Source organism: Burkholderia ambifaria AMMD (assembly GCF_000203915.1).
GTDB lineage: Bacteria > Pseudomonadota > Gammaproteobacteria > Burkholderiales > Burkholderiaceae > Burkholderia > Burkholderia ambifaria.
In genome coordinates this window covers 544109-566207 of the sequence record NC_008392.1, presented here as the reverse complement: position 1 = coordinate 566207, position 22099 = coordinate 544109, and the positions used below count along the sequence as shown (strand labels likewise).

Here is a 22099-nt window from a genome sequence, read left to right as displayed (position 1 = left end):
CCGTGAAAAAAACCTGGCTCTCGGCAGGGCAGATCCTGCTCACCCTGATCGTCGTCGTCGTGGCCGCCCTCGTGCTGTGGCGGATCATCAACTACTACATGTTCTCGCCGTGGACACGCGACGGGCACGTGCGCGCCGACGTGATCCAGGTCGCGCCCGACGTAGCGGGGCTCATCACCGCCGTGCAGGTCGCCGACAACCAGGAGGTCAAGCGCGGCCAGGTGCTGTTCGTGATCGACCAGGCGCGCTACGCGCTCGCGGAACGGCTGGCCGAAGCGACGCTCGCGCAGCGCCGCGCGACGCTCGCCCAGGCGAAGCGCGAATACACGCGCAACCTGCAGCTCGGCAACCTGGTCGCCAGCGAACAGGTCGAGGAAAGCCGCACGCGCGTCGAGCAGGGCGAAGCCGCCGTCGCCGATGCGCAGGTATCGCTCGACACCGCGAAGCTGAACCTGCAGCGCACGACGATCGTGAGCCCCGTCGACGGCTACCTGAACGACCGTGCGCCGCGCGTCGGCGAATACGTGCCGGCCGGCCGCGCGGTGCTGTCGGTCGTCGACCGCAATTCGTTCCGCGTCGACGGCTACTTCGAGGAAACCAAGCTGCGCGGCATCCACATCGGCCAGCCGGTCGACATCGTCGTGATGGGCGAGCCGCATCCGCTGCGCGGCCACGTGCAGAGCATCGTCGCCGCGATCGAGGATCGCGACCGCACGCAGGGCGCAAATCTGCTGCCGAACGTGAACCCGGCATTCAGCTGGGTGCGGCTTGCGCAGCGCGTGCCGGTGCGCGTCGTGCTCGACGAGGTGCCCGACGACTTCCGGATGATCGCCGGCCGCACCGCGACCGTCGCGGTGCGCACCGATACGCGCCACGACGACAAGACGAAGCCGGCTGCCGGCGCTTCCGCGGCAGCCGTGCCATCCGCTTCGTCGCCCACTTCGGCGCCCGCGGCATCCGCGCCGGCGGCCGTCAGCGCGACGGGAGCATCGCAATGAAGCGGCACGGCCTGCGCCTCGCGGCGGCACTCGCGCCGCTCGCGCTCGCACTCGGCGCGTGCAAGTCCGTCGGCCCCGATTACACGCTGCCGCAGCAGGCGTACGTGAATGCGCCGCTCGCGAACCATGCGCTCGACGACGCGAACGGCGCGCTCGTCTCGCGCAACGCCGTGCCCGGCAACTGGTGGCAGCTGTACGACGATCCCGTGCTCGACGCGCTCGTGCGCAGCGCGCTGAAATCGAACACCGATCTGCGCGTCGCCGCGGCCAACCTCGCGCGTTCGCGTGCAGCGCTGGAAGTCGCGAACGAACAGGGCGGCTTCTCCGGCAGCGCGGAAGCAGCCGTGCAGCGCGCGCAGGAATCGGCCGAGCAGTATTTGCTTGAAAACAAGCTGCCGGTCGTCAACGAAGGCACGGTCGGCATCAACGTGTCGTATGAACTCGATCTGTTCGGCAAGTTGCGGCGCGGCGTCGAGGCCGCGCGCGCGGACAGCGAAGCCGTGCAGGCGGCCGCCGACCTCGCGCGCATCACGGTCGTCGCGGACGTCGTGCGTGCGTACGTCGAATCGTGCTCCGCCGGCGACGAACTCGCGATCGCGAAGCAGTCGCTCGCGCTGCAGCAGCAGCGCGTGAAGCTGTCGCAGCGGCTGCGCGATGCGGGGCGCGGCAACCAGACCGACGTGACGCGTGGCGTCACGCAGGTGCGCACGCTGTCCGCCGACATCCCGCGTTTCGAAGGTCGCCGCAAGATCGCGCAATACCAGCTCGCCGCGCTGCTCGCGCGCTCGCCGGCCGACCTGCCGAAGGCGGTCGCCGAATGCGAGCGCCTGCCGAAGCTGCGCCAGCCGATTCCGATCGGCGACGGCGCCGCGCTGCTTCGCCGCCGCCCCGACGTTCGCGAAGCCGAGCGCCAGCTCGCCGCCGCAACCGCACGGATCGGCGTCGCGACCGCCGCGCTGTATCCGTCGATCAGCATCGGCGCGTCGGCCGGCTCGGTCGGCGTCGCCGCCGACCTGTTCTCGCCCACCACGAATCGCTGGTCGTTCGGACCACTGATCAGCTGGTCGTTCCCGGTCAACGGCCAGCGCGCGCGCGTGCGCGAAGCCGAAGCCGCGACCGGCGGCGCACTCGCGCACTTCGACGGCGTCGTGCTGAACGCGCTGCGCGAAACGCAGTCGAGTCTCGCGACCTACGCGGCCGACGTGCAGCGCACCGATGCGCTGCGCACGGCGTACGAATCGGCGCGCAACTCCGCTGACGAAACGCACCGGCTCTTTGTGGCCGGCCGCGAATCGTTCATCTCCGATCTCGACGCGACGCGGACGTTGACGAGCGTGCGCGCGCAGGTCGCCGCGGCCGAAGGGCAAGTCGCCGCCGACCAGGTGAAGCTGTTCCTCGCGCTCGGCGGCGGATGGGAAGGCGACGCGGCGCCCGCTGTGTCGCAGCAGACGTCGGCGGCCAGTGCGCCGGCTGCTGCGTCGGCCCCGGCCAGGTAATCGCGCACTGTGCGGGACGGCGTGCGTGACACGCGCCGTCGCGCATCACCCTGCGTGGTCTCGCATGTCCGGTATGTCGATGCCGACGGCGCGCGTCACCGGCATTGCCGGTAAACTCGTCCGCGGTTTCCATCATTCGCTCGCCGCCCGACGCCGGGCGGCCCTTGTTCCGGAGGGTCATCATGCGAAGCAGTGCCCGTAATCAGTTCGCCGGCCAGATCAGCGTCGTCAAGCCCGGTGCCGTCAACGACGAAGTCACGCTGCGTACGCAGGACGGCCTCGACATCGTCGCGGTGATCACGCACGGCAGCGTCGCGTCGCTCGGTCTCGCGGCCGGCACGAAAGCGTTCGCGCTCGTCAAGGCATCGTCGGTGATCGTGATGGTCGACGTCGACAGCAGCAAGGTGTCGGCGCGCAACTGCATCGCGGGCACCGTGTCGTCGATCGCGAAGGGCGCGGTCAATTCGGAAGTCGTGATCCAGGCGGCGGGTGGCGCAGAAATCGTCGCGATCGTCACCAACGACAGCGTCGATCGTCTCGGCCTCGCGAGCGGCAAGCCAGCGTCGGCGATCTTCAAGGCGTCGAGCGTGATCGTCGGGGTCGAGTGATCGGCTGATCGTCTGACCGATTGCGATGACGACCCGTCGTTCGCCGCACCTGCGTCACGACGGTGCCCTGCGTCGGTTGCCGATACGCGGCGCTTGACCGAGCATGCACGATCGTTCGATCTCAACGCCCACCGGAGGAACAACCCTGACCGACTTGGCCACTCCCAATCTGCCGTCGCGAGATTTCGAAGCCACATCGCAGTTCTACGCGAATCTCGGCTTCGTCGAAACCTGGCGCGACGACACCTGGATGATCCTGAGGCGCGGCGACGTGCTGCTGGAATTCTTTCCGCATCCCGACCTCGATCCGGCCACCAGTTGGTTCAGCTGCTGTTTCCGGCTCGCCGACGTCGCCGCGTTCTTCGATGAGCTGCTCGCGGCCGGCATTCCGGAGCAGACGACCGGCTGGCCGCGTGCGCATCGGCCGAAACGCGAGCCATGGGGCGGTACCCGCGGCGCGCTAATCGACCTGGACGGTTCATTGATTCGGCTGATTCAGACGGACGACTGAATCGTTGGGCGTCGAAGGCGCGCGGCGGACACGAAACGACGCCCCATAAACGGTTACCTTGCGAAACACGTTGCGCGTCTTTGCCCGAGGGCCGCGCGGTCAATGTCGATGGCGATGGTGAATGTCCGGGAAATGCGCGTGACTGTGCGTGATCGGCAGATGCACGTGCGGGTGCGTGTGCGGTTCATTGCCATCGTACGGAAAGTCGTGCGTGTGCTGATGATGTTCGTCATGCCGATGCCGGTGCGTATGGTCGAGCCGCTCGTGCGCATGTTCGTGTTCGTGCCGTTCGCGCACATGCAGCCAGATGCCGAGCGCCATCAACGCGGCCGCGATCCAGAACATGACGGACGGTAGCGCCGGCCAGATCAGCAGCGACAGCACGACGCCGAACAGCGGCGCCACGGAAAAATACGCGCCCGTGCGTGCACTGCCGAGATGACGCAGCGCGACGACGAACAACACGAGACTGATCCCGTAGCCGCCGAGGCCGGTCAGCATCGCGGCGGCCGTGGCCGGAACGGCGGGCAGCGCCGCGCCGGCTGCGAGCGCGATGCCGATATTCACGGGCCCGGCGACCAGGCCTTTCACGCACGCGATGACCATTGCATCGTTCGCGGCGACCTTGCGGGTCAGGTTGTTGTCGATCGCCCAGCACAGGCACGCGGCGGCAATCAGCAGCGCACCGACCGGCACGCCCGCGCGCCCCGGCACCCACGACAGCAGCGTGCCGCCGGCGACGATTGCGACCATGCCGAGAAACACCTGGAGATCCACGTTCTCGCGAAACACGACCCACGCGATGACGGCCGTCAGTACACCTTCGAGATTGAGCAGCAGCGCACTCGTCGCGGCCGGCGTGCTCGACAGCCCGAGCATCAGCAGCGACGGGCCCGCGACGCCGCCGGCCGCGATCGCGCCGGCGAGCCACGGCAGGTCCGCGCGTTGCAGCGGCGCGGCATTCCCGGCCGGCGCGTGGCGGCTGCGCAACCCGCGAAGCAGGATCCCGATGGCGAGACCGATCCCGCTACCGAGATAGAACAGGCCCGCGACCATGAACGGCGACATCGCGCCGAGTAGTGCCTTCGCGAGCGGCGTCGCGGCGCCGAACAGCGCTGCGGCGGTGAGCGCGACGAGAATCGCGGAATGTCTCGGGTTCATGAGGCGGTCTTTGCGTAAGGCGTTGGGCGTAAGGTGTTGGGCGTTGGCAGGCTTCATTTGATGCCGCAGCGCGGACGGTTTGCCGGTGCCGTTCAATTTCGGGGATTGCGGGGCAGCTTGCGTCGGCTTTTCAGGCACTTGTGCGTCATGTGTGGTCGGCAATGTGTATCGGCCCTGCGTTCCCGGTTGCTGAGATTATCGGCGTTTGTGTCGCGGGTCGCCAACGGATGGGCTGGCGGCCGCTGCAGTGGTCGCGCGTCCGGACATCGCGCGTCGGTCACGCGACTACGATTGCATTTCGCGCCGGGTAATTGCTGACGCGAGACATACGGGCGTGAGTGCGAATCGGGCACTTCATCTGCGCTGCCGTTACTTTAGGAAAACGAACTATTGCGGCACGACGTAAGCGGATTCGCGATGCACATCGTCCTTGTTTCGATATCCGGTCGCCATGCTCGTTCAACACGAGTGATGCATTGCGCAAGCTGCGTTCGCCGACGCGCTTTCATCGCGGGTTCGATTGGCTATTCGATGCTGATGGGTTGGAGGCTAGCTGATTGGTGGTGTCGCCAGCGGAGGCAGTCCCGACCTGCCCCGAGCAGGGACAGGCCGGTCCGTGATGCGATGCGCTGCACGCGCAGTGCAGGCGGGCCGTCACCGCGCGATCGCGCGGCGACGCATGGCGCGTTACTCGCTCGCAGCCGTTTGCTGCTCGGCCTGCGGTGCTGCATTGGCCGGTGCTGCATTGGCCGGTGCTGCATTCGCCGGTGCTGCATTCGCCGGTGCTGCATTCGCCGGTGCTGCATTTGCCGGTGCTGCATTTGCCGGTGCTGCATTTGCCGGTGCTGCATTTGCCGGTGCTGCATTTGCCGGTGCTGCATTTGCCGGTGCTGCATTTGCCGGTGCTGCATTTGCCGGTGCTGCGTCGGCCGGTGCTTCGTCGATCGCCGGCTGCGCCGCGGCGGCGTCGGCCTGCGCGTCCGCCTTCGGCTGCTGCGGTGCGCCCTTTGCCGCTTGCGCGCTGCCCTTGTTGCCCGGACGACGCGACTTCAGCCGGCGCGCACGCGCCGCGTCGTCGTGCGTCACGCGCCCGGCTTCGTTACCTTGCAGATCGACCCGCACCGCGTCTTCGACGAGGCACGACCAGTAACGATTGCCGCGGCACCACGTGGACATCGCCTCGCGCAGTTCGGCTTCAGTCAGGCCGACGGCCTGCGCCTCGCGGGCGAGATCGTCCCAGATGCCGACCTTCAGCGGCACCTTCGGAGCCGGATTCTTCGGAAACGCGCGCGGGAACCGGCGCTGCAGTTTGCCGATCGCGACAATGACCGGATCGACCGGGGTCGACGGCTTCGCCGAAGCGGGCTTGGCACCGGACGGCGCTTTGGCCGCGGCACCCGATTTGGCCCCACGAGCGGGCCGGTCGCCGGACTTCGGCTTCGCGCCGGCGTCCGGTTGCGCAGCCGGTCGCTTCGCATTGCGCTCCTGCTTGGCCTTGGCTGCGAGCTGCGCCCGCAATTCGGCAAGTTGTTCAAAACCCATAAATTCAATCCACCAGGAATATAAGGTGTGGTTCGTGCTGCCATTCCGCACATCGGCGTTTTGCCGCATTGCGTGCGGCTTGTCTGCCACCGATGCGGAACATTGCGGGGCCGCATCGCCACAACCGCTGTTTTCAGGCACCCGGCCACGATGCCGGACAAAAGGCAGGAGTGGAAGTATACCGGTACGCGCGGCTGTCGGCTGACTCACCGGTTCGCATTTGACGGATCCGAAGGGTGCGGAATGCGTCCACGTGGCTACGTTGCGCATTATCGCGGCGTTTTGCATCAGTAGCGAGACGCGCGTTACGTAGTGCCATTTCGGTACTTTCGGTTTTAGTCGACCATTCCACACTACGGAATGCCGAAAGATGGCACGGAGGTCCAAATACCCCGTCGCCAGCGGATTCACGCGGTTCGAAGACCTGGCTTTCGCGTACGACCCGCGCGGCGTGGCGGCGTTCGCGTCGCTCGCTGCGGATATTCAATTAGTTGCGTACGCATCGATCGTCGATCGTACGGCGGCACCAGAAAATGCGTAGTATGACCGGATCGACATCGTCGGCGGCCTGTGGTGGTTTCGCGACGCACCGATCGGCCAACGACATCGTTGTCGAATGCAAAGAGACCCGGTTGTACGAAACGGAGCGGTTACATGAATCCCCGACACGACCTCCCGCACGACGGCATTACGCGCGAAGAGATTCACCATCGGCAGATCGACATGCGCGGCTATCGCCGCAGCGACGGCCTGTTCGAAGTCACGGCCTGTCTCGCGGACCGCAAGACGCGCGATTTCACCCCTCCCGGCGGCACGCGCACAGTCGCGGCGCTGGCCCCGATTCACGACCTCGGCGTGACGCTGGTGTTCGACGTCGACATGATCGTGCGCGCGGTATCCACGTTCATCCGATCGCATCCTTATGCACAGTGTCCGGGCGGCGGCGATACGTTGCAGGCGCTCGTCGGATTGCGCATCGGCGCGGGCTGGAACAGCGAGGTCCGCAAGCGCCTGCCGTCCTGCGACACGTGCACGCATCTGAAGGAAATTCTCGGACCGGTCGCGACCGCGGCTTATCAGACGATGGTCGGCGTGCGGCCGTCGTCGCTGAATTACCGGGACGACAACGGAAAGCCGCTCAAGATCGACAGCTGCTATGCGTATGGCGCTTCGCGGGATCTCGTGAAGCGCCTGTGGCCCGAATACCATCAGCCGACCGTGTCGACCCAGGGTGACTAGGGCATCGATACTCGACAGGGCCGCTGCGGCGAACGGCGATGCGAGTCGCAGCCGCCACGTCGCGCGAACAGTGCACTTCGCTTGAACTCGATGCGATTGGAGATATAACGGCAGGCGTCGCGCTGCGGCGCTTGCGTGCCGCTGCGGCACCGCTTCGGTCCGATTGATCGCCGATCATCAGAACACGCCGAGCGCGAGCCCCGCAGCAAGACCCGCACCGATCTCCGCGCAGCGCGCGAGATCCTCGGCGCCGATCGTCTTCGGCGCGAGGATCCGCTCCGGCGTCTGCGCATGGGTGCAAACGATCAGGCCCGGCGCCACGTTCCTGAGCCGCCATCCGGTCGCGATCCGGTCGATCTGGCGCAGCGCGTTTTGTCCGTCGCTGCCCGCGCAGATCATCGCCGCATACGGGCGACCATTCACGCGATCGAGCGCCGCGTAGTAGCAGCGATCGAAGAAATCCTTCATCAGCCCGGACATCGCGGCGAGATTTTCCGGCGTCGCGAACAGATAGGCGTCGGCGGCGAGCACATCGTCCGCACTCGTCGCATCCGCACGCTGCAACCTCACGTCGACACCGGGCTGCTCGCGCGCTGCACCCGCGGCCGCTTCGGCCATCTGCTGCGTGCCGCCGGTCATCGTGTGATAGACGATCAACAGCGTCTTCATCGGTGTTCGCTCGGGTTGGGGTTCATATGCGCCGGCTACACGCGTCGGTGCGGCTCATACGGCTCATACGGCTCATACGGCTCATACGGCTCATACGGCTCATGCGGCTCATGCGGCTCATGCGGCTCATGCGGCTCATGCGGCGCAAAAGGCTTAATCGGCTCAAGCGGGCAATCTCCACGGGTATGCCCGATCCTGCACTCGCCCGTCGTTGCGTGGCGATTTCTTCCAGGCGGCGGATGGACCGCGCATCGAGTAAAACGACGCGCCTGTTGCGCTTCGCGCGTCGCATAGTGCGCCCTCAGCCCTGCCCTGCACCTGACTCCCCGCCGTGATCCGGACACGCGTAGTACGCAAGAAACATGTCGGCGGCCATTTCCGCGACCTTCTGCTGTTCCTGCGCGCCCAGCGGCGGCTGGCCCATCGTCACCTGCGGCCAGAATGCGAACGCTTTCACGATCCCGTGCAGCTGATGTGCGGCGAATACGGGATCGGTCGCCGCCAGCCGGCCAGCCGCCGCGGCCGCACGAATCCATACCGTCACGTCCTCTTCGCGCTCGCCCATGCGTTCGACCATGTCGCGCGCGCGTTCCGGCGAGTGGATGGCCGCGCCGATCGCGACGCGAGCGAGCGCGAGAAACGCTTCGTCGTTCAATAACCGCAATTTGCGCTCCAGCAGTGCGAGCAATTGATCACGCAGCGGCACGTCGGCGCAATAGGTCGGCGCGCCGGCGGTCAGCGTCGCGTCCCACAGCTGGTGCAGGATCGCTGCGAACAATGCTTCCTTGCCGGGGAAGTGGTTGTAGACGGTGCGCTTCGACACGTCCGCGCGCGCGGCGATGCGATCCATGCTGGTCGCGTCGTAGCCCGCCGCGCGAAATTCCTCGATCGCCGCAGCGAGAATTGCCGCGCGCTTTCGGTCGGTCATGCGCTGGGGGGAAGTGCTCGTATCCATGCAAAAATTTTACACCGCTGAGTTTACTTTTCCCAGGGATAAACTACACTGCTCAGTGTACTTTTATTTCCGGACGGATCGACAATGGCTTCGCCTCTCGTTTTTCTTCATCGTGTACTGGGTTTCGCCGCCGTCAGGCGTGGCCGCACGCTGTCCGGCGAGTCGCCGCAGCACAATGGCGAACGCTTCCGCAACGTCGCGCCGCGACCGGTCGAAGGCTTCGGCAAGACGCTCGGCATTGCATGGAACATGCTGGTCAACAAGCCACGCAACACGGTTCCGACCGGTGCCCTGCCGGTCGATTCGCTGACTCGCGAGCAACTCGACGCGGCCCCTGACCGCAGCCTGTATCGGCTCGGGCATTCGACGCTGCTGTTGAAGCTGCGCGGTGAGTTCTGGCTGACCGATCCGGTATTTGCCGAACGTGCATCGCCGTTTCGGCGCGTCGGCCCCAAGCGCTTCCATGCGCCGCCGATTGCGCTCGAGGATCTCCCGCCGTTGCGCGGCGTGATCCTGTCGCACGATCACTACGATCACCTCGACCGTGACACGGTGCTCGCGCTTGCGGCCACGACTGGCGTGTTCGTCACGACGCTGGGTGTCGGCGACCGCCTGATCGAGTGGGGTATCGACGCGAAGAAGGTGCGCCAGCTCGATTGGTGGCAAAGCATCGACATCGACGGCCTGACGCTGACCGCAACACCGGCGCAGCACTTCTCCGGGCGCAGCCTGTTTGACGGCAACAGCACGCTGTGGGCGTCCTGGGTCATCGTCGCCGACGATCTACGCGTGTTCTTCAGCGGCGACACCGGTTACTTCGACGGTTTCCGGACAATCGGCGAACGTCTTGGGCCTTTCGATGTGACGTTGATCGAGACCGGCGCATACGACCCGCAATGGCCCTACGTGCACATGCAGCCGGAAGAAACCGTGCAGGCGCACATCGACCTGCGCGGACGCACGCTGATACCGATTCACAACGGCACGTTCGATCTCGCGATGCATCGTTGGCAGGAGCCGTTCGAGCGCGTCACGGCGTTGGCAATGGTGCGCGGCGTCGAGCTGTCAACGCCCAGGATGGGCGAGCGGCTCGATCTGACCGAGCCGCATCGCGGGGAACGGTGGTGGCGAACCGTCGATGACGCAGAAAAAGCGCAAGCAGCCAAGCCGCGCCGGTGGCAGCTGTGCGCATCGGAGACGACGAAGTAGGTTTGATGGCCGGGGCGCTTCTCGCCAGAAGTGTTGCGCTGCGTTGGGGTTTTTTGTTACGGCGTGAGCCGTGGCGGCGGACTCTTCAATTGCGTGTCGGTGACGATGGTCGGCCGGAAAAGCAGACGTTCGGCGTCGGCCGAGAGCTATTCGGTCGGCCGACGATGCCGACGCGCTTCGCCTCCCTGATGCAGACTCTCTAGATTCCGGATTCGCCCGCCGCGCCACGATAGACACGCCGATCATCTCAGGTTGTCTACAGAATCACATATCGCTCGACCCGCCTTGGGGCGCACTGTAGAGTCAATATAGCCAGCCCCGAGCTTTGGCTTCTCCCGACATCCCGTCAGTTCGCGATCCTGCACCCTCGTTGTCACGTGACAACTGGCGATCGAGAGGAAACTGCATCGACTGAATTCTTCCCCGACTGTTCGGCGCGCTGCATCGGGTCGCCGGTATGTCGATCGGGTTGCATTTGTCTGCGATGCGTGTTTTTCACCACGAAACACGTATCGTACGATACGATTTCGCACCGACGATCCTTGCTCGCAGCCAATCTCCCGTGCGGAATTCATGCGCCCCCATTTTGCCGGCAGATCATGCGCATTTTGCGTGAAACAACATGAAGAAAGTGGCGCAACCCATTGCCAGACAAGGGTTTACGAAGACACCCTGTTTTTCAGAAATGTTTCACGACCCTGCGGACCCACGTCGCCTCGTGTCGCCGGACATATGAATTTACCTTCAAAAGAGGAATCGTCACGCGAGGCTACGTGACAGGATGCCGATGTCGGGCCTCCATCAGACCACTCGCTGATACAACAAGCTCAGGAATACCTGCCCCTCCCCTGCCCCGGGTTGTTTGCTTTGTGGACGCTGAACTGGCGAATTTATTGGGGTCATATCATTGACCCTAGAATACAGGCCGGCACGCACTCACAAGAGCCCACGCCGTTGAACGGTGCCAGGAGAGGCGCCAGCTGACCTGAGTAGCGGAACGGAATATCGACGCGCACGCCCCCGGCTCGCATAGCGCGCTTCCTCGAAGACCGCATGCGCGCCACACCGCTATCACGCTGGTCATTCCCGGATCGAACCGCACCGGTTGTCACGTGACAACCGGTGCGCCTACATCGAACGCCGACCAGCGACCGGCCACAACGGACCAACATCGCTTCGTGTCCCTCCTCGGATTCCTTCAGGGTAGCAATCTCTACCGTGGCCGCGCTGGGGTAGAAGACGTCCGTCCTCAATCGCCTGTGGCGAGGTTGTCACGTAACAACCGCCCGTCGCAGTCGCAGTCGCAGTCGCAGTCGCAGTCGCAGTCGCAGTCGCAGTCGCAGTCGCAGTCGCACGAGCACGAGCACGAGCACGAGCACGAGCACCAGCACCAGCACCAGCACCAGCAGCCATATCCGAGCGCGGATTGCATCGAGGGAAAAGTGGATTTTCCGGAATCATCGCGGCACATCGAATCCGCGTGCCGCCCGATGATCCATATTTGAATGCCGCGATCAGCTGAATCGACTTGTCACGTGACAACTGCGGATTCCGGCACAGTTTAGGCTCGCGAGTCGTTAGCAAAACAGCATCAGCACTTGCCGCACAAGAACGAAACCGGGCGCTTACGAACTACTCCGATTTCTCGCCCCCTCGACGCTAAAGCCCCCAGTATTTTCATTAGCGTCTCTTAGCTAATTTCATCTCGAACGAAATTTTTCATCAGTTTTTATTTTCGATTCGCCCGCAACTCCTCGAAGAACTTCCTAGCCACTTGGCCGGCTTGTCACGTAACAACCACATCACTCCGCAAAGCTCATCTTTTTATCTACCACTTTTCTGGACTTTTCCGCAATAACTGCATATATTACGCAAAACTCCTTGGAGGAATTTAATGGCTTTCAAGATCGCCGTGAGCAATCAGAAAGGTGGTACTGGAAAGACGACCATCTCCGTCAATATCGCGGCAGCCTTCGAGGCCGGCGGCAACAAGGTCGCCTTGATAGATGCCGACCCTCAAGGCACGTCCGTCAGATGGGTGACGAGCGGCGAAAATACGCTCCCGATGACGGTGCTGTCGCTGGCCCCCGCCGGGCGCGGGATCGGCGGCGAAATCAAGAAGCAGGATGCGAATTTCGATGTGATCGTCGTCGACTGCCCGGGCAACCTTGAGGATCCGCGCATCGCATCCGTGCTTGAAGTGGCGGATTTCTGCCTCGTGCCGCTGTCGCCGTCGCCAGCCGACCTGTACAGCACTGTCGCGATGATTCGCATGATCGAATCGATGCGTGCGGTTCGTAACCCGAATTTGTCTTCCGCGCTGATGCTGAATAGCGTCAATGGAAAAACTAAAATGCGTGAAGAAATTTTAAAAATTCTAAGGGCAGAAGAAATAGGGGAGCATCTGCTGGACAGCCAGATCGCGCAGCGCGAGGTTTACCGTCAGACGTTCGCCCTCGGCACCACGATCCATCACCACAATCGATACCTGAAGGGGCTGAAGGAAGCCCGCGCGGAAATCGAGAGACTGGTCACCGAAATGGCCCAATACATCGCGTCGACGCGCGCTACGGGAGCCGCACATGGCTAAGGAAACATCGAAGGACAAGAAGCCGACCGGCAACCTGCATCTCGCTGCCGGCCTGCTGCGCGGGCTCGCGCAGGAAAACGCGGCGCTGGAAACGCGCCTGCCTGAGCCGCCGCCGGCATCGAACCCCACCGCCGAAGCCGCAACCCCCGCGGCCCCGACTGCCGCCACGCCCGCGGACGCGCACGATCTCGGCGCGCCGCAGAGAGTCGCAGTCAAGGACTGCATCCCGAACCCGTTCAACCCGCGTGTGTTTTATTCGGAGTCGAGCCTGCACGAGCTCGCGCTGACGCTGAAGCGGGAAGGGCAGATCGAACCGATCAAGGTCACGCGGCTTCCGGAATTTCCCGGCAAGCTCGTCGTGATCGACGGGCAACGCCGTTTGCGTGCGACGAGCATCAACGGCGACGAGACGATCAACGCGACGTTCCGTACGGACCATACGCCCGAGCAGCTCTATACGATCGCGTATCGCGCCAACCACGACCACGAACGCCAGACGATCTTCGACGACGCGGTCGCGTGGAAGCGGCTTCTCGACGAAAAGGTCTTCCCCGACCAGAACACGCTCGCGGAGAAGATCGGCAAGGACAAGGCATCGATCAGCAAGACGCTGTCGCTGAACGCGCTACCGAACACGCTGCTCGAACGGATGGCCAGCGCGAACGACGTGGTCGGCCTGCAGGCGGCGTACTTCCTCAAGCTGATCTTCGAGCGCCTGGGCGAACCGGCTGCCGACCGTCTGCTCACGGCGGTGATCGACCGGAAAAAGTCGGTACGCGACCTCGAGAATTTCCTGCGCGCGCAGAGCGACGGCAACAAGAAGACGGGGCGCACGCGCTACAGCGTTCGCCACGATTTCGCGCTCGAATCGCGCGCGATCGGTCAACTGAAGACCTATCCGGACGGACGCCTGGATCTGCAACTGAAGGGCGTCGATGCGTCCCACCAGGAATCGCTCGCCGACCGGCTCAAGACCGTGATCGACGCATATGTCGCCGAACTGGCTGTAGCGGCGCAAAAGTAAGCGCCGCAGGCAAGGGCCTCGCACCTGCACGGCTCCGCGTAGCCGGACGCAGTCCGGCGCGCGATGCATGCCAGGCGCGAGGCCTCGAACAATCAGTTGGTCGCGAGGCTGCTTTTCAGCAGGAATTCGAGCAAGTCGTCCGAGGTCGGTTCGCCCCAGGTATCGAGCGCCAGCCACCGGAAGAAACTGGTTTGCGCCAGCTTGCTCGCCTTCTTCTTCGGCGATAGCGTGAGATCCTTCGAACCGGCCACCGTCTCGTTGTAGCGCTCGATCAGCTTGGTCTGGTCGTCGATCTCCAGCTCGCGGAAATACGCACCGGCTTCGTCGACCTTCGCGGCCAGGTATTTGTCGCGAATCTGTTCCTGCTTGCTCTGCGCGGATTCCTTCGCCGGGGCGGCCGTTTCGGTCCCCTGCCCGTCAGCCAGCGTATAGCCGTGCGTCAGCGCCTTGCGGAAATACGCGGCCACGTTGTCGATGGGCGCCGCGTTCTTCTTCGTAGTCCGATTGAGCGTATAGGCGATCGCCGCCTTGATGCGCTGCACGCCGTACTGCGTGATCAACCGGCGCGCTTCCGAACGCGGGATGCCGAACTTGGCGACTTCGTCGACGAGCGCTTCGTTCTTGACGTCGCCTTCCTCGACCGTATCCGCGCTCTGCTTGCGCGTCACCTTGAACTGCACGGCCTCCACGCTGCGACCTGACTTGTGTTCGATCAGCTCGAGCGTATGGTCGGAAACTTCGTTCACCTCCTGAATGCACGGCACCAGGACCTTGCTCTTGAAGAGCTTGTACTCCTTGTAGGACTGCGATGCCTTGTCCTGACCGAGAATGAGATCGCGGAATTTCGGCAGCGGAATCTTCGCCGTGATGCCGATCCCTTCGTAGCGCACCGTGTTCTCCCACAGCGCGAGCGAGTGCGAGCGCCGAAACTCGCGCGCGATCCGCATATCGATGAGCGCGTAGATCTCCGGATTGAGCAACTCGCTGCGAATCTGGTCGGAGAAGCTGTACTTCAGCACCGATTGCTCGAGCTCGGCGCCGGCGAGCAGGCCCGACGCCTTCCACACCGTCGAGCGGTCCGCGGCAAGGTAGTCCCAGTTGACGACGGTACTGATCAGCGAGTTGACCGTGTCCTTCACGTACTTCGTGTTGTTGCTGTTCAACCCGCTCTCGTGCGAGAGCGCCGCGATCGAGATCGAGAAGCTCGTCCGGCCGGGCTCGAACGCTTCCTGACGAAGGGCGTTCTTGATCAGCGAGCTGAACATCTTGCGCTGCTGGAGACCGATCTTTCCGGACTTCGGAGCGATATGAATGGCCTGGACCGCCTTGCGCAGCAGATCGGGAGGCTCGGGCGTCTGAAATAGCGAAACCTGCTTGTCGGAGCCTTTGATTGCGGGCTTACGCGGCATCGTGATGTCCGGAGAAGGTGACCGTGTTGATGGCGGACTTTATACCTTTTCCAGCCGGTGAGCAACGTCTCTTTCTCCAGTATCACTTTCAATACAGCGCCTAACTTATTGTAATTAAAGTGAAATTGGCTTTTTTTAGATGTGCGCGAAGCCCCATATCCATATACCTTTCCGCCAAAAATAGCTCCCAAATCCTGCTACCTGTGCAGTTCGCCATCAGGATCCGGCACGAGACTTGCCCAATCGAAGGTACCCATTCATGGGAAACAATTCACCGGAACGGGATTTGCAAACCGGATTCGTGGTGCCCTGCAACACGCTCCGCGCGCTCCCATAACAGACTACCTTTAATGCTTCCCATGAATGGGTACCTGACGAGAACCACCGGTTGGCCGTTTTGCCTTCAATCGTGTCCAGCGGGCGAAAATAACTCCCATGGATGACTACCTTCCGAATTCCCCATAGAAGGTAACCTTTCCGTTTCCCTGATCCTGTCTATGGGACTCTACATCCCGAGGGCCAAGCAAAACGAGATCACTCGGTCCGTGGAGGCGCCCATAACCGGCTACCTAAAGTCCATCCCATAACCGGCAACCTCACATAAAATGCTGTGCCGCAGGCCGCCGACGGATCGGGAAAAAGGCACCATAAATGGCTACCAACGGATTCCCCCATAGAGGGCTACCTGAAGCATTTCCGGGCCGAAATCCCATAACAGGCTATGCGTACCCCATATCCACAACCCCCATTTCCCACAACTCGGTACCCCATTCCCCAAATCCACAGACCTGAAGCCCCATACTCTTCCGCCTGTGCCCCCATAAATGGGTACCGAACACCTGTCAAACCCTTGCCAGACAAGGCTCTGAGCCGCCTAAAAGTAGTTAAAGAAGTAAACGTTGTTTACAAAAGATGTAAACACACGTGTGCCTCTGCAGAAACACAACCCCCATAAACCGCTACCAAAGCCAGTCTGCAGCGCTCCGCACGCACAGGAAACCGGCTTTTCTGCCTGTGCAATCCTCGATATCTGGACTCACTCTGCAAGGCTCCCAGGCCCAACAAGGCTTTCCAAGGAGGTGAGTACCCACTCACAAGCACTCAAACGTAGAAACTTATGGGAGGAAATCGCCGTTTGCGGGACATAGGTACCCGCGTATGGGACCCAAGAATGGCCGTCCCGCTCTATCTCGCATCCGGGATTACCCGCAGTAACTGAAGCCTGCGCTCCACAGGGGAGCGCCCTCGGTTTCCCTCCCGGCAGTGAGAAATCGCCGAAATCGACGCGCAAGTGAATTTTTTGTCGTCTGGGCTGGGGCTTCCGTGGATAAGTCTTCGGCTATCGCCAGCCTGGCCAATCGGCACTTTTCCAATCGCTGGCCTGTGTACTGACGAAATGGGTCGGCGTCTCCGCGGGCACCCGGCCTCATAGTTTTCTACCTTTGGACGGAACCGGAACCGGTACGGCTTCGTGATCGGGGAGACAGCAACCGCAGGCAGCTGGATGTCCGAACGTGAGGCGGCCGGCATCAACCAAGTTCACCTCCATCGGATCCGCGCTCGAATCCCGAATATCCTCACCGTCGGAAAATGCCACGTCCTGTAAAAGCTCACCGATAAGGTGTTCCTCGGATGGGCAAATCGGGTGCGCGACGCCACCGCGCCAGATGCGCCCGCCCAATGGAAACGCTGTGACGCAGACGCGCAGCGCAGCACGTGCCGGCATCCTCGTCCCACAGACTCAAGACTCATTGCGACGCCGGGCGGTGACGAAGCCTTCGCATTCGCACATGCAAACGCACGATGCAAGCTCTTCGCGCAACCGTGAACGAAGGTCAATCCAAGCATTCACCCTGTGCGGCGACGACGTCTCTCGTTCGCCAACGTCACTCCCACAACTGGTAACGAAGCGCCCCGAACAGGTAACCATGCATTCAGCGAGCGGCTACCCGATCGTTCGCTTTGCATCGTCTGTACATGCAGGGGATCGCGTCGAACTCGGCACCGAACGAAGCGTGCCCGTTTATGGGATGAACCGCCGCGCATGCGACCACGAATCACAGCCAGGCACACAGACTTGCAAGTCGATAGGTGATCCCGTTCATGAAGCGACGCTCACGTTGCGCGATCGGCAAATTCCGCAGGTGAAACAGTCAGCCTCATACGAGTGCACGACATGCGGAAACGGATCGCATCCGCATAGGCCATCTGCATCGTATCGACGGAATAATCCGGTTCGTCACACGGTTGCTGCGCTCATGATCGTCGCGCCCGATGCAGCGCTGCGGCCCAGCGACACGATCTCTCCCATACGTGTATCCCCAACATTGTGCACACGATGGCGCCACATTTTTTGCAACGCGGTTATGATGCAAAGGCCCTGGTCGCAGCATGAAAACCGACCGGGGGCAGGGGCGGTATCTCGATGCATTTTCACTCCGTGATCAATCAGAATAGAGAGCTCAGCGATGCGAATCCAGATCAGAAAATTCACGCTGGCTGCTACGGCAGCAGCCTTCCTCTTCGGCTCCGCCGCTCCGGTGTTCGCGCAGACCGACGCCAGCAGCGCACCGGCCGCCTCGGCCTCGGATGCGAAGGCCGCGAAGCGTGAGGCGCGCAAGGCAGCACGGGCACAACGCAAAGCCGAACACAAGGCTGCGCGCGCGAAGAACACCGCCGAACTGAAGAAACTCGAAGACGCCGGTTACAAGCCGGCGGCCAACGATCCGAACTATCCGCAGAACCTGCAGAAGGCCGAGAAGAAGGCAGGCGAAGCCGCTGCCGCCAGCCAATAAGCGCGCTTCGCGGAAAAGACCCCGGCTCGAGCCGGGGTTTCTTGTTTGTGCCGCGCAAATACGCGGCGCGTCGTGGCTACCAAGCGGATAGCATATCCGTATCAATTGATTCGGTATCCTCTGTATCTTGGTTGAGCGAGTCGATATCCGAGCGCGACTTCCAGCATGTTCATATCCGGGCCGCCGCAACGGCTTGACCACCCACAGCCGGCATAGTCAGTGCCGCGCGTTCGCCGCCGCGTTCCCCGTCGTTTTCAACCAGTCCTTGAATGCCCGCACCGCTTCGTCATCCGCGCGCGCAGCCGCCACGTAGGTGAAGTAGCGCCACGGCGGCAGTGCCGGTTCGCTGAACGGTTGCACCAGCCGCCCTTCGGCAATGTCGTCCGCGACGAGCGCGATCGGCCCCATCGCGACGCCGAGGCCGTCGAGCGCGCCTTGCAGCGTCAGGTAGAAATGCTCGAGCGTGAGCGAGTGCCGCGGCACCAGATTCGCGTGCCCGGCCGCCGCGAGCCATTCAGGCCACATGCCGGGATAGGTCGCCGCATGCAGCAGCGTGAAGCCGGCGAGATCGGCCGGTGTACGCAACGGCCGGCCCTCGAGCAGCTTCGGCGCGCAGACGGGCAACCGCACTTCCGACAGGAATTCCTCGGCGACGTATCCGTCGATCGCCTGCGGGCCGCCGCGGACGATGAGGTCGACCTTGTCGCGCAACTTCTCGATCGGCTCGTTCGACGTCGACAGCCGCACCTCGATGGCCGGATGAGCAACCTGGAACGACGACAGCTTCGGCACGAGCCAGCGCAGCGAAAACGTCGCGGGCGCGCTGACGCGCAGCACGCGTTGCTGCCCCTGGCCGAAATGCTGCGCGGTGGCGAGTGCGATCCGGTCGAACGATGCGCCAACTTCGGCGAGATACGCGCGACCGGCATCGGTGAGCTCGACCCGCCGGTTGTGCCGTTCGAACAGCGGCCGGCCGAGCCATGCCTCCAGCTGCTGGACATGCCGGCTGATCGCGCCATGCGTGACGCACAGCTCATCGGCGGCAAGCGTGAAACTGCCGAGCCGGGCCGCGGCTTCGAACGCGCGCAGCGAATTCAACGGAGGGAGTCGTCGGGCCATTTCATCGTTGCGCGTGAGTTTTACTCACATGAATGCTCAGATTTAATCGTTTGATCGGGCGATCCTGCTCCGCCAATATGGCACACAAACGGCCGATGTGGCCGCAGTACGTGTCTGGATTTCTCACATGGAGTATGGAGCATGCCGAACGTGGTGGTGGTGGGCGCCCAATGGGGTGACGAAGGCAAGGGGCGCGTCGTGGACTGGCTGGCGGCACAGGCCGATCTCGTCGCCCGCTACAACGGCGGCCACAACGCGGGCCATACGCTGGTCGTCGGCGACAAGACGTACAAGCTGGCGCTGCTGCCGAGCGGGATCGTGCGCGGCAAGCGCGGCGTGATCGGCAACGGCGTGGCGCTCGATCCCGAGGCGCTGCTGGCCGAGATCGGGCGGATGGCCGAGCTCGGGCTGTCGGTGACGCCCGACAATCTGTCGATCGCGGAAAACGCCACGCTGGTCCTACCGATTCACCGCGCGATCGACCAGGCGCAGGAGCGTCTGCGTCGCGAACCGATCGGCACCACGCTGCGCGGGATCGGGCCGGCCTATGAGGACAAGGTCGGGCGCCGCGGATTGCGGGTCGCCGATCTGGCGGAACCGGGCCGGCTTGCCGACAAGCTCGACGTGCTGGTCGATTATCACAATGCATGGTTTCGCGGCCTGGGGCTCGAACCGTGCTCGCGCGACGCGATGCTGGCAACGCTGGTCGACATCGCGCCGAAGATCCTGCCGTTCGTGCGTCCCGTGTGGGCCGACCTCAACGACGCGAACGACCGCGGCGAGCGCATCCTGTTCGAAGGCTCACAGGCCGTGATGCTCGACATCGACTGGGGCACGTATCCGTTCGTGACGTCGTCGGGCACCGTTGCATCGGCCGCGGCGGCCGGCACGGGGCTCGGCGCGTCGAAACTCGGCCACGTGCTGGGCGTGACCAAGGCGTACGCGACGCGCGTCGGCGGCGGCCCGTTCCTCACCGAACTGACCGACGCCACCGGCGAAACGCTGCGCGCGCGCGGGCAGGAGTTCGGCGTCAATACCGGCCGGCCGCGTCGCTGCGGATGGCTCGATGCCGCGCAGTTGCGGCAGGCCGTCCGGATCTCGGGGATCGATTCGCTTGCGCTCACCAAGCTCGACGTGCTCGATGGCTTTGCGTCGATCGAGCTGTGCGTCGGCTACGAGCTCGATGGCGCACGGGTCGACCATCTGCCCGCGAGTCTCGACGCGCAGGCGCGTGCAATGCCCGTCTACGAAACGTTCACCGGGTGGGACGGCACCGTGAAGGGCGTGCGCGAGCGTGCGGCGTTGCCGCGTGCCGCGCAGGATTTCATCGCGCGCGTCGAGGCGGTCGCGGGCGTGCCCGTGTCGATGATCACGACCGGCGCCGAGCGCGACGACACGATCGTACTGAGCAACCCCTTCGAGCAGGCCTGAGCGCAACGCGCACGTGCAATGCGTGCGCGGCAGGCTGCCACCGTGCGGCCTGCATCGATCCGATGCCGGTCGTCCTTCGACAGCGGTTGTCGCGTGAGCGAGGGCCCGTAGCAACGGTGCACGGCAAACTGGACACGCCTGCACCGCTGCGGTACTGTTCCGCACAATTCGCGCCAGACCGGGCTGTGCCGGGGCGGGCGCCGCCGCGAAGCGATTTCAATCCCGGGGACCTGTCGATGGACACGTTACAGATGATGCGCATTTTCGTCCGGGTGGCGGAGGAGGGCAGCTTCACGAGCGCGGCCCAGCGCCTGGACATCACCACCGCCTATGCGTCGCGTTCGGTCGCGCAACTCGAAACGCATCTGCGCACGCGCCTGCTCAACCGGAGCACGCGCCGCATCGCATTGACCGATGCCGGGCAGCGCTATCTCGACCGGTGTCAGCGCATTCTCGGCTATATCGACGAAGCGGAAGCCGAGGCGGCGGACGCGCAGGCGAAGCCGTCGGGGCGCCTGCATGTGCATGCGACCACAAGTTTCGGCCAGGCCTACGTGGTGCCGGCGGTCGTGCGATACCGGCAGCGCTATCCGTCGGTCGCGGTCGAACTTACGCTGTCGCAACACGTGCCCGACATCATCGACGAAGGTTACGACGTGTCGCTGCAGCTGAGCTCGGCGGAGCTGCCCGACTCGGGCCTGGTGTCGCAGCGGCTCGGCGATGTGCACAGCGTGCTGTGCGCGTCGCCCGCTTACCTGAAGGAGCGCGGCACGCCGCGCTCCGTGCGCGATCTGGAAGCGCATTCATGCCTGCAGATCGTCACGCCGATCTTTCCGCGCGACCGCTGGCATCTCGACGGCCCCGACGGTCGCGAGACATTCGAGTTGCCGCTGCCGGACTTCCAGGTGAACATCGCCGACGCGCTCGGCGCCGCGCTGCGCGCGGGCCTCGGGATCGGCTCGTTGCCGATGTCGAGCGCGGTGCCGGCCCTGGCCAGTGGCGCGCTGGTTCGCGTGTTGCCCGAGTACCGGCTGCAGAAGCTGACGGTCTATACGCTGTACGCGTCGCGCCAGTACCTCGACGCGAAGATCCGGACCTTCGTCGATTTCCTGCGGGAATGCGTGCCCGAATTGCTGGCCGCCGATGAGGCCGCGCTGCGCGGTTCCTGCGTGTCCTGAGCGAAAGTGGGCAGCGTGTGCCCGGTTGATTGACGCGGCACACGTTACGTAGTCCATAGATCGACGTTGGCCCGTGCCAGATAATTCGCAGACCGAAATTGATGGTGAAGACGAATAGGCGCAACGTCTCCGATCGATTGCATCGCGCGATGCACGTCTTTATGA

17 protein-coding genes and 1 pseudogene are annotated in these 22099 nt (G+C 63.7%); 12 read left to right on the top strand and 6 right to left on the bottom strand.

The features are described 5' to 3' along the window. The first annotated feature begins 2 nt into the window (after positions 1 to 2). From BAMB_RS29985 to BAMB_RS29970, 4 genes are all read left to right on the top strand, one after another. Positions 3 to 998, top strand: a complete 996-nt coding sequence (locus BAMB_RS29985) for an efflux RND transporter periplasmic adaptor subunit (RefSeq protein WP_011660897.1) — start codon at positions 3 to 5, stop codon at positions 996 to 998. After that, positions 995 to 2494 (top strand): efflux transporter outer membrane subunit, encoded by a 1500-nt coding sequence (locus BAMB_RS29980; protein WP_011660896.1) that lies wholly within the window; start codon positions 995 to 997, stop codon positions 2492 to 2494. Before BAMB_RS29985 ends, BAMB_RS29980 begins: the two co-directional genes overlap by 4 nt. Before the next feature lie 182 nt (positions 2495 to 2676). Next, the gene (locus BAMB_RS29975; protein ID WP_011660895.1) at positions 2677 to 3102 is read left to right on the top strand and encodes a TOBE domain-containing protein; all 426 of its coding nucleotides are present in this window, start codon (positions 2677 to 2679) and stop codon (positions 3100 to 3102) included. Positions 3103 to 3247: 145 nt separating this feature from the next. Then, a complete protein-coding gene (locus tag BAMB_RS29970) occupies positions 3248 to 3613 on the top strand; it encodes a bleomycin resistance protein (protein WP_041491878.1) in 366 nt (121 codons plus the stop codon). Positions 3614 to 3712: 99 nt separating this feature from the next. On the opposite strand, the gene BAMB_RS29965 is transcribed toward BAMB_RS29970, so the two are convergent. Further along, positions 3713 to 4774, bottom strand: coding sequence for a DMT family transporter (locus BAMB_RS29965; RefSeq protein WP_041491782.1), 1062 nt, complete (start codon positions 4772 to 4774; stop codon positions 3713 to 3715). A 900-nt stretch (positions 4775 to 5674) separates the two neighbouring features. After that, a pseudogene (locus BAMB_RS29960) lies at positions 5675 to 6316 on the bottom strand (ProQ/FinO family protein); the annotation flags it as partial. A 654-nt stretch (positions 6317 to 6970) separates the two neighbouring features. Here BAMB_RS29960 and BAMB_RS29955 point away from each other — a divergent pair. Then, complete coding sequence (locus tag BAMB_RS29955; protein ID WP_011660891.1) at positions 6971 to 7555, top strand: DUF2889 domain-containing protein; 585 nt, start codon at positions 6971 to 6973, stop codon at positions 7553 to 7555. A gap of 177 nt (positions 7556 to 7732) precedes the next feature. On the opposite strand, the gene BAMB_RS29950 is transcribed toward BAMB_RS29955, so the two are convergent. Together BAMB_RS29950 and BAMB_RS29945 are read right to left on the bottom strand one after the other, a co-directional pair. Further along, positions 7733 to 8224, bottom strand: a complete 492-nt coding sequence (locus BAMB_RS29950; RefSeq protein WP_011660890.1) for a flavodoxin family protein — start codon at positions 8222 to 8224, stop codon at positions 7733 to 7735. Between the two features lie 301 nt (positions 8225 to 8525). Next, positions 8526 to 9179 (bottom strand): TetR/AcrR family transcriptional regulator, encoded by a 654-nt coding sequence (locus tag BAMB_RS29945; protein ID WP_041491781.1) that lies wholly within the window; start codon positions 9177 to 9179, stop codon positions 8526 to 8528. 84 nt (positions 9180 to 9263) lie between these two features. Between BAMB_RS29945 and BAMB_RS29940 the strand changes: the two genes are divergently transcribed. The 4 genes from BAMB_RS29940 to BAMB_RS29925 all read left to right on the top strand — a co-directional run bounded on the left by BAMB_RS29940 (position 9264) and on the right by BAMB_RS29925 (position 14002). Further along, positions 9264 to 10388, top strand: coding sequence for an MBL fold metallo-hydrolase (locus BAMB_RS29940; protein ID WP_011660888.1), 1125 nt, complete (start codon positions 9264 to 9266; stop codon positions 10386 to 10388). A gap of 1268 nt (positions 10389 to 11656) precedes the next feature. Next, positions 11657 to 11893, top strand: a complete 237-nt coding sequence (locus BAMB_RS35680; protein WP_041491780.1) for a hypothetical protein — start codon at positions 11657 to 11659, stop codon at positions 11891 to 11893. 389 nt (positions 11894 to 12282) lie between these two features. Continuing rightward, positions 12283 to 12978, top strand: coding sequence for a ParA family protein (locus BAMB_RS29930; protein ID WP_006759638.1), 696 nt, complete (start codon positions 12283 to 12285; stop codon positions 12976 to 12978). After that, positions 12971 to 14002 (top strand): ParB/RepB/Spo0J family partition protein, encoded by a 1032-nt coding sequence (locus tag BAMB_RS29925; RefSeq protein WP_011660886.1) that lies wholly within the window; start codon positions 12971 to 12973, stop codon positions 14000 to 14002. Before BAMB_RS29930 ends, BAMB_RS29925 begins: the two co-directional genes overlap by 8 nt. 92 nt (positions 14003 to 14094) lie before the next feature. Here the strand turns inward: BAMB_RS29925 and BAMB_RS29920 are convergent, their stop codons facing one another. Next, positions 14095 to 15411, bottom strand: coding sequence for a replication initiation protein (locus BAMB_RS29920; RefSeq protein ID WP_006759641.1), 1317 nt, complete (start codon positions 15409 to 15411; stop codon positions 14095 to 14097). Between the two features lie 2468 nt (positions 15412 to 17879). Between BAMB_RS29920 and BAMB_RS29915 the strand changes: the two genes are divergently transcribed. Beyond that, complete coding sequence (locus BAMB_RS29915; protein WP_011660885.1) at positions 17880 to 18206, top strand: hypothetical protein; 327 nt, start codon at positions 17880 to 17882, stop codon at positions 18204 to 18206. A 216-nt stretch (positions 18207 to 18422) separates the two neighbouring features. Here the strand turns inward: BAMB_RS29915 and gcvA are convergent, their stop codons facing one another. Beyond that, entirely contained in the window at positions 18423 to 19325 is a 903-nt protein-coding gene (gene gcvA / locus BAMB_RS29910; RefSeq protein ID WP_011660884.1) for a transcriptional regulator GcvA, read from the bottom strand. A 141-nt stretch (positions 19326 to 19466) separates the two neighbouring features. On the opposite strand from gcvA, the gene BAMB_RS29905 reads away from it, so the two are divergent. Further along, the gene (locus tag BAMB_RS29905; protein WP_011660883.1) at positions 19467 to 20756 is read left to right on the top strand and encodes an adenylosuccinate synthase; all 1290 of its coding nucleotides are present in this window, start codon (positions 19467 to 19469) and stop codon (positions 20754 to 20756) included. A gap of 236 nt (positions 20757 to 20992) precedes the next feature. Further along, a complete protein-coding gene (locus tag BAMB_RS29900; RefSeq protein WP_011660882.1) occupies positions 20993 to 21934 on the top strand; it encodes a LysR family transcriptional regulator in 942 nt (313 codons plus the stop codon). The last annotated feature ends 165 nt before the right edge of the window (positions 21935 to 22099 follow it).

Excerpts from the sequence above, each read along its gene's own strand:
- BAMB_RS29920 (WP_006759641.1), bottom strand. The coding sequence starts at position 15,411 with ATGCCGCGTAAGCCCGCAATCAAAGGCTCCGACAAGCAGGTTTCGCTA.
- BAMB_RS29930 (WP_006759638.1), top strand. The coding sequence starts at position 12,283 with ATGGCTTTCAAGATCGCCGTGAGCAATCAGAAAGGTGGTACTGGAAAG.
- BAMB_RS29980 (WP_011660896.1), top strand. The coding sequence starts at position 995 with ATGAAGCGGCACGGCCTGCGCCTCGCGGCGGCACTCGCGCCGCTCGCG.
- BAMB_RS29965 (WP_041491782.1), bottom strand. The coding sequence starts at position 4,774 with ATGAACCCGAGACATTCCGCGATTCTCGTCGCGCTCACCGCCGCAGCG.
- BAMB_RS29905 (WP_011660883.1), top strand. The coding sequence starts at position 19,467 with ATGCCGAACGTGGTGGTGGTGGGCGCCCAATGGGGTGACGAAGGCAAG.
- BAMB_RS29940 (WP_011660888.1), top strand. The coding sequence starts at position 9,264 with ATGGCTTCGCCTCTCGTTTTTCTTCATCGTGTACTGGGTTTCGCCGCC.
- BAMB_RS29900 (WP_011660882.1), top strand. The coding sequence starts at position 20,993 with ATGGACACGTTACAGATGATGCGCATTTTCGTCCGGGTGGCGGAGGAG.
- BAMB_RS29950 (WP_011660890.1), bottom strand. The coding sequence starts at position 8,224 with ATGAAGACGCTGTTGATCGTCTATCACACGATGACCGGCGGCACGCAG.
- gcvA (WP_011660884.1), bottom strand. The coding sequence starts at position 19,325 with ATGGCCCGACGACTCCCTCCGTTGAATTCGCTGCGCGCGTTCGAAGCC.
- BAMB_RS29915 (WP_011660885.1), top strand. The coding sequence starts at position 17,880 with ATGCGAATCCAGATCAGAAAATTCACGCTGGCTGCTACGGCAGCAGCC.
- BAMB_RS29955 (WP_011660891.1), top strand. The coding sequence starts at position 6,971 with ATGAATCCCCGACACGACCTCCCGCACGACGGCATTACGCGCGAAGAG.
- BAMB_RS29945 (WP_041491781.1), bottom strand. The coding sequence starts at position 9,179 with ATGGATACGAGCACTTCCCCCCAGCGCATGACCGACCGAAAGCGCGCG.
- BAMB_RS29975 (WP_011660895.1), top strand. The coding sequence starts at position 2,677 with ATGCGAAGCAGTGCCCGTAATCAGTTCGCCGGCCAGATCAGCGTCGTC.
- BAMB_RS29925 (WP_011660886.1), top strand. The coding sequence starts at position 12,971 with ATGGCTAAGGAAACATCGAAGGACAAGAAGCCGACCGGCAACCTGCAT.